The following is a 12,537-nucleotide window of genomic DNA, read 5'->3' as shown; positions in this document are numbered from 1 at the left end:
TGCGCACAGTGAGGAGAGGGTTCGCGATGCGCCGGATAGGTCTCGCCATGTTCGGATTGATCCTCGTCAGCATCCTCGCGCTTGGGGTCGCCGAGCCCGCTAGATCTCCGATCGAGATCGGCGCGGTGTATCCGACCGCCGGGGCTCAGGGCGCCGGCGGCCTCGAAGAATACCGCGGCGTGGAGCTCGCGGCCGAATATGTCAACGGCCGCGGAGGTGTCGGCGGGCGGCCGGTCCATCTCCGGCTCGCCGATGCGGAGTCGTGGGACGCCGCGCCGGACGCGGTTGAGCGTCTCGCGCAGTCCGGCGTCACGGTTGTGGTGGGTTCCTATGGAAGCACGATCTCTCGCCCCGCGGCGGCAACCGCCTCGCGCTTGGGACTGGTATTTTGGGAAACCGGCGCGGTTGGCGAGCTCGGCGTGGAAGCCGCCGGCGGCACACGGGTGTTCCGCGTCTCGCCGACCGGGGGCGCCCTCGGGCGGGCGGCGGCGGCGTTCGTCCGCGATAAGCTGGCTCCCCGCATCCGTCTCAACCGCGCGCTCCGGTATGCGGTCGCCTATGTCGACGACGTCTACGGGCGCGCGGTGGGGCTCGGGGCCGTGGCGGAGATTCGGCGCTCCGGCCTCCCGCTTGCGGCGGTGTTCCCGTACGAGCTCAGACGTCTGCGGTACGAAGATCTCGCGGATCGGATCGCACGCGCCCGACCCGATGTCCTCGTCGTGGCCGCCTACCTCGAGGATGGCGTGGGGTTGCGCCGAGGGTTGGTCCGCGCCCGCGTCCCCCTCGTCGCCAACATCGGCACGAGCTCCAGTTACTGCATGCCGGCGTTCGGCCAGCTCTTGGGGCGAGAGGCGGTCGGCGTCTTCGCGTCGGACAAACCCGACGGGGAGGTGATCCGGCCTGACCGGTTGGCGCCGGCTGGTGCGGGTGCGCTTCGCTGGGGCACGGCGGAGTACCGCAGGCAATATACGGAAGCGATGACGGCACCCGCGCTCGCCGGGTTCGCAGGAGGCCTTGGCCTGTTCGAGTACACCCTCCCGCGCGCCCGCGATCTATCCGCAAACGCCGTGGCGGAGGCGGCCCGTGCGGTCAACCTCCCGGAAGGCACGCTGCCGAACGGCAGCGGCCTGGCCTTCGCGACGGCGGGTTCGCCCGATGCCGGGGCCAATCTGCACGCGGCCAGCGTTATCTGGGAGTGGATCCGGCCCTACACCCGGGCCGTCGTGTGGCCGGAGTCGTTTGCGACGCACCCCATCGTGTTTCCGTGAAGACGAGCGCGCCCGTTACCTCGCCAGGCTCTGATAGTCCCCGGCTGCGTACACGGGCTTCCCGTTGACGATCGTGAGCACGGAGGCCAGATCCTTGATCTTATCCACGGGCACGCTGAGATAGTCGGCCGAGAGGACGGCGAGGTCGGCGTACTTGCCCGGCTCGATCGATCCGACCTTGTCCTCGTCCATGTTGAACCAGGCGCTCCCGAGCGTGTACACGCGCAAGGCCTGCAGCCGGGAGAGATTTTCCTGCGATCCGCGAATCACATGTCCGGCGACCGTCTTCCCGGTGACGAGCCACCAGATGGAGACGAACGGATTGTAGGGTGCGACCCGCGTGGAGTCGGTGCCCCCGCCAACGGGAAGCCCAATCGCCAACATCGTCTTCATGGGCGGCGCCTTTCGGGCGACATCTTCGGGCCAGTTGTGTGCGATCTCGTCGCCTGAGTACACGAACCGGTCCTGAATCGTGATCCCTCCCCCGAGCGCCTTGATCCGCCGGATCGTGGCGACGGTGACGTCCTCCATGTGCGCGAAGCCGAGCCGGCGGTTGGCCAGCGGGATCTCGCGGTTGATCTCCTCGATCGTGGGAAGCAGCTGCTCGGCGGAGTGGTTGCGGGTCGTGTGCACCTGGAAGCGCCAGCCGCTCTCGATGATCATCCGGACGGCCTTCCGCCAGTCTTCGATCGCCTTCTCCGAGAACTGCGGAGGCAGGGGCCCAAAGGCGTCTCCGTCATAGGAGGAAGCGAGCACCTGCTCACCGACCCCGATCGGCCGCAGCATGTCATCCCCGCTGCCCGGCCGGACCGTGGTGACGAAGCGCTTGATCACGTCCAGCTCGCCGCCGGGCCGGTTCGGCTGCATGTACCAGTGCAACCGCACGGTGAGCTCCCCGCGGTCGTGGAGCGTCGTGACGGCCTGATAGTTGTCGGGCCAGATCAGGCCGCCGCCGGCCACATCTCCGACATCGGTGATGCCGAGGCGGTTCAACTCACGGAACCAGTTGCGGGTGTCGGTGGTCTGCCGGTCCAGCGGAGGACGTGGGATCTTAAAGTAGAATGCATTGATGCCCCCGAACCCCGTCACCACACCGGTAGGCTGCCCGGACGCGTCCTTGAGCACCTTGCCACCGAATGGATCCTTGGTCTCGGCGGTCAATCCGAGCACCTTGACCGCCGCCTTGTTCATCATCGCCTCGTCATACAGATACTGCACCCAAATCGGATGGTCCGCGGAGAGCGCCTCGATCTCGTCCAGGGTCGGCTTGCGATTCTCGGCGAACTGGCTCTCGTGCCAGCCGCCCGCGACCACGATCCACGTGCCGGGCGGAGTCCGCGCCGCCTGGTCGCGGATCATCTTGAGGCCCTGCGCGAGCGATGTGACGGTCTGCCAGTGCACCTCGTCGTCCCATGTCAGGCCCTGGCGGATCGCGTGCATGTGGGAATCGATGAGCCCCGGGATCACCGTTCGGCCGTGCAGATCGATCACCCGCGTCGTATGGCCCATGTACTGGTGGAGGTCGGTGTTGGTCCCCACCGCCACGATCTTCCCCTGCTCGATCGCGACCGCCTGCGCAATCGAAGACTTTGGGTTGAGAGTGACGATCTTGCCGTTCATCAGGATCATGTCGGCAGGCGCGACTGCGGCCCGCGCTCCCAGCCCTGAGCCGAGCGCCAGCGCCGCCACCAAACACCCGATGGAGATTACCCGAAACCGCATCATCGGCCACCATCCGCAGGGTTCGCGACCACGCTATGGTATTCTTATAGTCCATCAGCAGGTCGTCGATCCCCTGCGCCCCGCTAGGTCGCCTCTAGCTAGGGCTGGCGCGATCCGGCCGCGACCTCCTTTGCGGCTGGTGCCTTCCTCGTGCCATACATGAGGCCGTCCAGCTTCCCGCCGATCCCCGCGAACGCCTGCGGCTTGTGTTGTGGCCTTCCAGGGTGGGCCTAAGCGGCAGGTCTGGGTGGGGAGTTAGCGTGGTCGCCAGAGGACAGGCTTCCTCGTGTCTGCGGCAGGGCGTGGAGTTTGTGCGATATCATTTTGAGACGTTGCTTGACAGTAGCCTCATAGAGGAACATCTTCAGGGCGATTTCAAGGTAGCTTGCACCTTTCATCTTTTCAGACCAAATCGCCTGTTCGAGCGGCGAGAGACACTGGGAGTCAGTCTCATCGTTCATCGTGCCGGGACCTCCCATGTCAGCAAAGGACAAGATCGTATATATGGTCGCCAGTCGATTTTGTTGGATCTTACAGCACTATTTCCACGGTATATCTACAATATATCGACAAGCGAGCACCGTCAAACACTAAAATGGTGGGAAGCAAAACAGATGATGGCACGAACGTAGGATCGGCCCGGTATTCTTCTGGGGCGCAGCTCGGATCCGCATACGTTGCTCACCTAGCCAACGAACGGGTCGCATGAGCTGGTGCCTTCCTGGTGCCAAAACGTGGACGAATGAGGCCGACCGACCCCGAACACCGCCGACCGGCTCCGAATGGGGCGCATCGCCCGCAAACGCAGGCAGGATGCGGAAATCCACGCCCCGCTTGCCTGCGAGAGGTGTTCGCCCAATCCGCCGGAAACTAATAGTCCATCAGCGATATGCCGTCAATGCGAACCAGCGCGCGTCGCGCCGCTCACGACTCTCAGGGTGTCTCATGATCGCCCGCGGTCAGTCCGTCGGTTTCCTCCTCGTGCCGGCGGCCATGCTGCTTGGATGCGTGGCGCTGGCGATCCGCCCCCCGGCCTTGTGGAGCGCCTCCTTCGTGGTCATCACGGTCGGCACGATCGGGGCGCTGGCACCGCTGCCGGGTCGCCGCGACGCTCACCGAGGGCCGGCGCGTGTGATCGCGGTCGTCGCCCTCGGCGTGCTCGCGTTTGCGACGGCACGGGCAATCACGACCCCGCTGCCGCTGCCGTTTTCCGCGCTCACCGTCGGCGCGACGATCGTGGCCGCGGTCGCAGAGGAGATCTTCTTCAGGCGACTCGTCTACGGCTGGTTGGCCTCGGCCGGGGACCCGGTCGCAATCATCGGGGCCGCCGTCCTCTTCGCCGCCGTGCACGTTCCCGCGTACGGAGTGCGTGTGTTCCCGCTCGATCTGGCGGCAGGCATCATCTTCGGATGGCAGCGGTGGGCGACCGGTGGGTGGATGGCTCCCGCGTTGACGCATGGGGCCGCGAACGTGCTGCAGCTCCTCTAGGGATGGACCCTCAACGGCAACGTGGGGGACAATGGCGGTGGCTGGCGTGGGGGCTCGCGGCCTCGGTCGCCTATCTCGTGGCGGGTACGTTCGTTTGGCCGGCTGTTCCGCCCAAGATCCTCTACGAAGGCGAGGCGCCCCCTCTGCCGTACCGGTGGGTCCGCCCACCGGCGAACCTCCCCGAGCCCAACCAACCGCCGACGCCGGGGTCGGGGACGGTTGCTCTGACCCCGACCGGCTCCCAATCATCGTCAGTGCTCACCGACGATGGCCAGGCGGCGCTGATCCTGCGGTTCGGCGCGATCGCGCCCCACGGCGGCGCATCCTCCGTCACCATCCGGATCACCCCGCTGGATCCGGCGACCGTGTCGCCGCCTCCGTCAGGCCTGCGGTTCGACGGCAACGCGTACCGCATGGAAGGCACGTATGATACCGGGGGCCCAATCGCGCTGCTCACGTCCGCGACACCCGTGCTCCGCTATCCGAAGCACGCCACGATGCTTCTCCGCTTGTCGGAGTCGGGCTGGACGTCGCTCGAAACACACGTCGTCGCCGGCTCGCTGCAACTCTTCGGCCCGACCGACAGGCTCGGCGTGTTTGTGGCCGCGGCGCCCCCGGCCACCGCGCCGGTCCCCTGGGCCAGATATGTGCCCGTTGCCGCGGCGGTCGCGGGCGTGCTCGCCGCGATCGCGGCGCTCTCCCTCAACCGCCGGCGCCGCCCCCTCCCTCGTCATCGATGAGTATTCGACGAAACGCAAAAGGGTACGATGCCGTCGTGATCGGCGGAGGGCTGCTCGGCGTCGCCACAGCGTACCACCTTGTGCGGGGAGGGGCCAAAACGCTCCTGGTCGACCGAGGGGACCCTGGACGGGCGACCGATGCCGGAGCGGGTATCCTCTCGCCGGAGACAAACTCGCGTGATCCCGATGCGTGGGTCCAGTTCGCCGTCCGGGCCGTGTCGTACTACTCGACCCTGCTCGCCCACCTTGAGGCCGATGATGCGGGCGAGACGGGATACGCGCGGTGCGGCCTCCTGGTCGTCGCGGCCACCGATGATGAGCGCGGGGCGTTTGCGGCAGCGCGGGCGCAGATCTTCAACCGACGAGAGCAGAGAGGCGCTCCCCCGCAGCAGGATCTCCACGAGGTGTCGCCCGCCGACGCGCACCGCATGTTCCCTCCGCTCGCGGCGGTCCACGGCGCCATCTTCTACCGCCACGGCGCCCGCGTGGACGGGAGGCTGCTGTCGCGGGCGGTGCGGGCGGGGGCCGAGCGCCATGGATTGAGCGTGCGGCAGGGGAGCGTGGATCGGTTGATCCTCACGAACCAATGCATCAACGGCGTGGCGATTGGGGAGGACACCGTTTCGGCGGGGCTCGTCGCCATTACGGGAGGCGCATGGTCGAACGCGTTTGGCAAGCAACTCGGGATCCGGATTCCCGTCGCGCCCCAGCGCGGCCAGATCATCCACCTGCGGAACCCTCAGGTCTCGACGGCGGACTGGCCCATTGTCAGCGCCTTTCACGGTCACTACATGGTCCCCTGGCCGGACAGCCGGGTCGTCGTGGGAGCGACGAGGGAGACCGGCTCGGGGTTCGATCCTCGCCTGACCGTGGCCGGCGTGCGGGAAGTGCTCGACGAGGCGATCCGGGTGGCGCCTGGTCTCGCCGACTGGGAGATCCACGAGATGCGAGTCGGCCTCCGTCCGCTGTCGGAGGACGGGCTCCCCGTCCTCGGCTCGGTTCCAGGGATCGGAGGCGTGTACCTCGCGACGGGCCACGGCCCGACCGGACTGCAGCTCGGCCCTTACAGCGGGAAGGTGACGGCCGACCTCATGCTCGGACACCCGTCCGACATCGACCTGACCCCGTTTGGCGTATCGCGGTTCGCGAGATAGCTCACCAACCGACGCCGTAGGCCACGCGACGTGGATCGGCCCCTCCGGCGAGGATCCGCTCGTCTCGATTTCTATAGATGGCGCACAAACCGCCCGCCTGGGGGATATAGGCGGGCCACGCCTCGACCTGGTGACCCATCCGCGCCAGCTGTTCGCGGACGTCGGCCGGGATCCGGCTCTCCGCGTGCAGCAATCCGGGGTGGTATGGATGCGGATGCGTCGAGGCGGGGAAGCTGTAGGTCGCGATGCGCGGAGCCTCGATAGCCTCCTGCACGTCCATCCCGTAGTCGATGAGGTTGATTAGAAACTGCGTCATCGCCTGCGGTTGGACGTCGAGACCCGGAGTCCCGTAGGCGATGGCGACGTGCCCGTCCTTCAGGACGAGACCGGGGTTCGGCGTGAGCCGGGGCCGCTTGCCCGGCGCGACGCAGCTGGGATGGTCGGGATCGAGCCAGAACTGCTTTCCCCTCGGAGAGATGATCACGCCCAGGTCGGGCACAAGCGGCGTATCTAACACCCCGTCGCTGGGGGTCGCCGAAAAGGCGTTGCCGTCGGAGTCCATCACGCACAGGTAACTCGTGTCGGCGGGCTCGGCCCCAGGCACGGCGGCGACCCTGCCCGCGGCGAGGGATCGATCCCTGCCCTCCTCATACGGCCACGGATCGCCGGGATCCGGCATCCCTGGAGCGGCGCGCGTGAGATCGATCCGCCGGCGCCAGTCGATAGCGTATTCTTTCGAGAGGAGCCCACGAATCGGGACCTTCGTGAACTCCGGATCTCCATAATACCCGTGCCGGTCTGCAAACGCCGCCTTGAGCGCCTCCGTGATCCGGTGCAGCACGGCCGCAGAGTTGTGTGGGTAAGCCGGCAGATCGTATCCTTCGAGAATGTTTAAAACTTGGAGGACGACCGGGCCCTGGCACCACGGGCCGCAGCCGTACACCTCGTACCCGCGGTACGCGGTCCTCACCGGCGGCTCGTCCTGAACATGAAACTGCGCCAGGTCCTCGGCAGTCAGGAAGCCCCCCATTCGCCCACAAAACGTCACCAGTTGTCTCGCGATGTCCCCTTTATAGAAAAGATCCCGTACGGCCCGCAACCCGGCATGCCGGCCCGGTACTCCGGCTTCCACCTCTCCGAGAATCCTGAGGGTACGGGCGAGTTCCGGCTGGACCAACCGCTCACCCACCCGGGGGGCTCGCCCGCGGCTGAGGAAGACGCTTCGCGAGGACGGCCACTGCGCGAGCTTTTCAGCCGCCTTGCCAAGGTTGTCGTGCAGGAACCGGTTCACCGGGAATCCGCCCTCGGCCAGTTCGATCGCCGGCATCGCCACCTCGGTGAAGGTCATCGTCCCGTACCGGTCGAGGGCCGTCACCCAGGCATCGAGGGCGGCCGGGACCACGGCGCTCCCCATGCCCGTGGAAAGATCATCTCCCCGCCGCCGGTAGTCTTCGAGCGTAAGCTGCCTGGGCCAGCGCCCAAGGCCGCTGATCGTCACCACCTCCGGCATCCCCTCGAGCCGCAGGATGATGGGTGCGACGCCGCCGATGTTGGTCATATCGGGCTGGAGTACATTGATGCACAGTCCGGCGGCGACACCCGCGTCGACGACGTTCCCGCCCCGCTCGAGGATCTTCGCCCCCGCCATGCTGGCCAGGTAGTGGCCGGACGCCACCACGTACTTCGTGCCAAGAATCGTCGGACGCAACGTCGGCAACGATTCAAATTCCACGAGCCTCGCCTCCACCTCGACGCGCGGTCTTCCCAGCTTGCCGCTACGTCGGGACGCCCTCGATGATGCTCAAGCCCGCCTCGGTCGGGGTCGCACGCACCAGCCGGAACCCGCCCGCGGCAAAGAGAGCCGTCCACTCTTCGCGCGTGCGCTCTCGTCCTCCGGTATGCACCAACATGGTCAGGTCGCGGAGCTTGCCCAGGGCCCCCTCGTTCGGCGGGCTAATTTCGCTATCGATGACCAGCAGCTTCCCGTTCGGCGCAATGGCGCGGCGGCAGGTCCGCAGAATGGCCGTCGCTTGCGCGTCCTCCCAGTCGTGGAGGATAAACTTCATCACGTGAGCGTCACTGCCATCGGGCAGCGCCTCGAAGAAATCTCCGCCGACGACCTGGCAGCGATCGGCAACCCCGGCCGCCTGCAGCACGGGTTCGGCCCCCACGACGACATGCGGCTGATCGAAGAGCACGCCGCGGAGCGACGGGTGCTTGGCCAGGACCGCGGAAAGGAGCAGCCCATGACCGCCTCCCACGTCCAGCACGCACCCGAATCGCCCGAAGTCGTAGGCCTTGAGCACGGCATCGGCCTGGAGACGGGAGTGACCCGTCATGGCGCGGTCAAAGATGGCTCCCGCCGTTGGATTGCGCGCGTAGTAGTCCCACACGCTCACGCCGTGGACGCGGCGGAAGGCGTTCTCCCCGGTGCGCACGCTCTCCAGCAGATGCCCCCACGCCTGCCACACATACGGCTGACCAATGTGCACGGCCCACGGACCCAGTGGTTCGTGCGCGTCGGACCGCAGGCACTCGCCGAGCGGTGTCAGGCCGAAGCGGCGGTCCACGTCCTCCCGGAACACCCCCACGCCGGCGAGCGTGCGCAGCAACCGGTACAGCGCGCCCGCGTGGGTACCGGTCGCCGCCGCCAGCTCATCGGAGCTCCGCGGGCCGTCCCTCAAGAGGTCGGCGATCCCGAGCGTCGCGGCGACGTGGATCGCCTGCGATACACGGAAGCCGTTGATCAAGTCCAGAAACGCAGCCGACGGCCTCTGGTCACCCTTATCCATTGTCTTCGCCCCTTCCAAGAGATGAACCGATGCAATCCAGTGTTTCTCACTCGTGCGGAGTCTTCCTGGTCTATCTAGGTCATGAAGCGAGCAGTGATCGAGCCGGTCTCGCAGCGAAGGGACGCCCCCGGCAGCGACGCCTGATGTTCTCTGCTCGTTGCTACACCGGGACGCCCTCGATGATGCTCGCCTGTGCTTCGGTCGGCGTCGCACCTACCATCCGGAACCCAGCCGTGGCAAAAAGGGCCGTCCACTCTTCGCGCGTGCGCTCTCGCCCTCCAGTATGCACCAACATGGTCAGATCGAGGAACTTGCCCGTGGCACCTTCGTTCGGCGGGCTGATCTCGCTCTCGATGACTAGCAGTTTCCCGTTCGGTGCAATTGCGCGGCGGCAGTTCCGCAGAATGACCGTCGCTTGCTCGTCCTCCCAGTCGTGGAGGATAAATTTCAATACGTAGGCGTCGCCACCGTGCGGGACGGACTCGAAGAAGTCTCCCCCAACGACCTGGCAACGATCGGCAACCCCAGCGGCCCGCAGCACCGGTTCGGAGCCGGCCACGACATGCGGCTGGTCGAAGAGCACGCCGCGGAGCGGAGGGTGGTTGGCCAGGATCGCGGAAAGGAGCAGCCCATGCCCGCCTCCCACGTCGACCACGCATGCGAACCGTTTGAAATCGCAGGCGTTGAGCACGGCATTGGCTTGGCGGCGGGAGCGACTCGTCATTGCGCCGTCAAAAGCTGCTCCTGCCTCTGGATTGCGCGCATAGTACTCCCACGTGTTCATGCCGTGGACATGGCGAAAGGCATGTTCACCGGTGCGCACGCTGTCGAGAAGATGCCCCCATGCTTGCCAGTATTCCGGCTGACCGATGAAAACCGCCCAAGGGGCGACTGGTTCTGTCGCATCTGACCGCAAGCACTCGCCGAGCGGGGTCAGCGCGAAGCGGCGGTGCGAGTCTTCCAGGAAGACGTCGATGGCGGCCAGCGCTCGCAGCAGCCGGTATAAGGAAGCCGGATGCGTGCCCGTCGCTGCGGCGAGGTCATCGCTGCTCCGCGGGCCGTCCTTCAAGAGATCGGCGAGTCTGAGCGTCGAGGCGACATGGAGCGCCTGCGACACTTTGAATCCGTTGACTGAGTCCAAGATCCTAGCCGACGGCCTCTGGTCACCCTTATCCATCGCCTTCGCCTCTTCCAAGAGACGCACCGATACAATCCAGTGTTTCTCACTCGTGCGGAGTCTTCCTAGTACCTACTCCGTCTCAGCAAGAAAGACGCAGTCGACCTATTCGACCTCAGCTATCACGTATACGGAGGCTGCGTAGCCTAGAGGCAGGCCGGCGACTCCGACCGCGGTTCGCGTGTGGGTTCCGATTTCTCCGAACACCTGGACGAGCACATCGGACGCACCGTTCATGACCGCCGCCTGACCCTGAAACTCCGGGGCGCTGTTCACGAAGCCCCCTACGTGCACCAGCTGCTTCACCTTGTCGAGCGAATCCAGGACCGTGAGCATTGCGGCGAGACAGTTGATCGCACAAGCGCGAGTCGCCTGCCGGCCTTGTTCAATGCTGAAGTCGACACCGAGCTTCCCTTTGTACTCGCGATCCTTTGCGGCGGACACCTGCCCAGCGGTGTAGACGATGTTAGCGACGCGCTTGGCGGGAACGTAGTTCGCGATAGGTTTGGGCATCGTCGGAACAACAATGCCGAGTTCGCGCAATCGCTTGTCGATCCGCCCCATTCCCATGCACTCCTCGCGGTCAGGATCGAGTGATAGATCCTGCTCCGCCCGACCGGTATCCTCTCACCCCTTCCGGAGGAGCGCCAGCGGAGGTGACGCCCCCGGCCACACAGAAACAGATCGCGTACCCGATCATCTGGAGGGGAAGGGGTGCGCGGGTGAGCGCTCCGGCCATTGTCGTCGACGGCGTCAGCATGGCGTTTGAGCACGGAGGCTCCCCGCTGCGCGTCCTCGAGAGCATCTCGCTCACCGTCACCGACGGCGAATTTTTGTCGCTCCTCGGTCCATCGGGCTGCGGCAAATCCACCTTGCTCCGCCTGATCGCCGACGTCCTGGTCCCGACGAACGGGACGATCTCCGTCCTGGGCCAATCCCCTGCCCAGGCCCGCCGCGAGCGCGCGCTGGGGATCGTGTTCCAGCAGCCTGTGCTGCTCCCCTGGCTGTCCGTGGAGGACAACGTCGCCCTGCCCCTCCGGATCGGACGGTGGGGCGCGCGGCATCCAGATGCCCCGTCGCCTCCCGCGCTCCTCGACCTCGTCGGCCTGCAGGGATTTGAGCGGGCACGGCCGGCGCAGCTCTCCGGCGGGATGCAGCAGCGAGTCGCAATCGCCCGGGCGTTGATGAACAACTCTCCGATCCTTCTCATGGACGAGCCGTTTGGCGCCCTCGACGCGATCACGCGGGACCGGCTCAACGAGGAGCTCCTCCGGATCTGGACCGAAACCCGCCGAACAGTGGTCTTCGTCACGCACAGCATCCCGGAGGCGGTGTACCTGTCGACGCGGGTCGCGGTCTTCTCGTCCCGGCCCGCCGAGATCCGCGCGCTCATGGAGATCGATCTCCCCTACCCCCGCCAACCGCAGATGCGGGACACGCCGCGGTTCACGCACTTCACCGCCGCGCTGCGGAACGCGCTGGAGCATCCGTGACGCTGCCTGCGGCCCCGTCCACGCCCGGTGGAGCGATCGAGCCGAAGGCACGCGCGCGCCGCGCCGGGGGTCGCGTCCGCCCCGCGAAGCGCCGGCCGTCCGGTTGGCGACACTCGCTCGTCTCCGTCGCCGCCCTCCTGGCCGTGCTGGCCGCCTGGCAGGGCATCGTGGTCGTGTTTCACGTACCGGTCTACCTCGCGCCGTCACCGCTCATGGTGGTCCACGCGCTCCGCGCGGAGTCGCACACGCTTCTCGTCAACACGTGGCCCACGCTGATCGAAACCGTGGGCGGGTTCATCGTCGGGAACCTTATCGCTATCGTGGCGGCGGTTGGGTTTGTCCACAATCGGATCTTCCGCCAGAGCGTCTATCCGCTCGCCGTGACCGTGCGGACGCTCCCCATCGTCGCGATCAGCCCGATCCTCGTCCTCCTTCTCGGCAACGGATACGCGCCGAAGATCGCGATCGCGGCCCTCATCACGTTCTTCCCGACCCTGGTGAACATGGCCGATGGGCTGACCGCGGTAGATCCTCAGGCGCTCGAACTCATGCACGTCCTCTCGGCCAGCCGGTGGGAAGTGTTCCGGTACCTGCGGTGGCCGACGTCGCTCCCGTACCTGTTCTCGGCGCTGCGAATCGCGAGCACCGCGAGCCTGCTCGGCGCGATCGTCGGGGAATGGATCGGCTCGAACTCCGGCCTCGG

Annotated in this window: 11 protein-coding genes; 6 read left to right on the top strand and 5 right to left on the bottom strand. The window is 66.5% G+C overall.

The window, feature by feature from the left end:
- Positions 1-26: 26 nt before the first annotated feature.
- Positions 27-1,268 carry an ABC transporter substrate-binding protein gene (locus VFP86_10495; protein ID HET9000065.1) on the top strand — a complete coding sequence of 414 codons (1,242 nt, stop codon included), beginning with the start codon at positions 27-29 and terminating at the stop codon, positions 1,266-1,268.
- Between the two features lie 15 nt (positions 1,269-1,283).
- On the opposite strand, the gene VFP86_10490 is transcribed toward VFP86_10495, so the two are convergent.
- Positions 1,284-2,993, bottom strand: coding sequence for an amidohydrolase (locus tag VFP86_10490; protein ID HET9000064.1), 1,710 nt, complete (start codon positions 2,991-2,993; stop codon positions 1,284-1,286).
- A 942-nt stretch (positions 2,994-3,935) separates the two neighbouring features.
- On the opposite strand from VFP86_10490, the gene VFP86_10485 reads away from it, so the two are divergent.
- The 3 genes from VFP86_10485 to VFP86_10475 are packed head-to-tail and all read left to right on the top strand — an operon-like array spanning position 3,936 to position 6,372.
- Positions 3,936-4,478, top strand: coding sequence for a CPBP family intramembrane glutamic endopeptidase (locus VFP86_10485; GenBank protein HET9000063.1), 543 nt, complete (start codon positions 3,936-3,938; stop codon positions 4,476-4,478).
- 2 nt (positions 4,479-4,480) lie between these two features.
- The gene (locus VFP86_10480; protein ID HET9000062.1) at positions 4,481-5,218 is read left to right on the top strand and encodes a hypothetical protein; all 738 of its coding nucleotides are present in this window, start codon (positions 4,481-4,483) and stop codon (positions 5,216-5,218) included.
- 35 nt (positions 5,219-5,253) lie between these two features.
- Positions 5,254-6,372, top strand: coding sequence for an FAD-dependent oxidoreductase (locus tag VFP86_10475; GenBank protein HET9000061.1), 1,119 nt, complete (start codon positions 5,254-5,256; stop codon positions 6,370-6,372).
- Position 6,373: 1 nt separating this feature from the next.
- On the opposite strand, the gene VFP86_10470 is transcribed toward VFP86_10475, so the two are convergent.
- The 4 genes from VFP86_10470 to VFP86_10455 form a co-directional block, all read right to left on the bottom strand.
- Entirely contained in the window at positions 6,374-8,104 is a 1,731-nt protein-coding gene (locus VFP86_10470; GenBank protein HET9000060.1) for a gamma-glutamyltransferase family protein, read from the bottom strand.
- A 43-nt stretch (positions 8,105-8,147) separates the two neighbouring features.
- On the bottom strand, positions 8,148-9,164 hold the full coding sequence (locus tag VFP86_10465) for a methyltransferase (GenBank protein ID HET9000059.1): 1,017 nt from the start codon (positions 9,162-9,164) through the stop codon (positions 8,148-8,150).
- A gap of 160 nt (positions 9,165-9,324) precedes the next feature.
- The gene (locus VFP86_10460) at positions 9,325-10,341 is read right to left on the bottom strand and encodes a methyltransferase (GenBank protein HET9000058.1); all 1,017 of its coding nucleotides are present in this window, start codon (positions 10,339-10,341) and stop codon (positions 9,325-9,327) included.
- Between the two features lie 105 nt (positions 10,342-10,446).
- Positions 10,447-10,905: a RidA family protein gene (locus VFP86_10455; protein HET9000057.1), complete on the bottom strand. Its 459-nt coding sequence runs from the start codon at positions 10,903-10,905 to the stop codon at positions 10,447-10,449.
- 92 nt (positions 10,906-10,997) lie between these two features.
- On the opposite strand from VFP86_10455, the gene VFP86_10450 reads away from it, so the two are divergent.
- Together VFP86_10450 and VFP86_10445 are read left to right on the top strand one after the other, a co-directional pair.
- The gene (locus VFP86_10450; GenBank protein ID HET9000056.1) at positions 10,998-11,834 is read left to right on the top strand and encodes an ABC transporter ATP-binding protein; all 837 of its coding nucleotides are present in this window, start codon (positions 10,998-11,000) and stop codon (positions 11,832-11,834) included.
- Positions 11,831-12,537 (top strand): ABC transporter permease (locus VFP86_10445; protein HET9000055.1); only part of this gene is annotated, 707 nt, incomplete at its 3' end. The genes VFP86_10450 and VFP86_10445, both read left to right, overlap by 4 nt.

This window comes from bacterium (assembly GCA_035703895.1).
GTDB lineage: Bacteria > Sysuimicrobiota > Sysuimicrobiia > Sysuimicrobiales > Segetimicrobiaceae > Segetimicrobium.
This window is presented reverse-complemented; position numbering and strand designations above follow the sequence as displayed.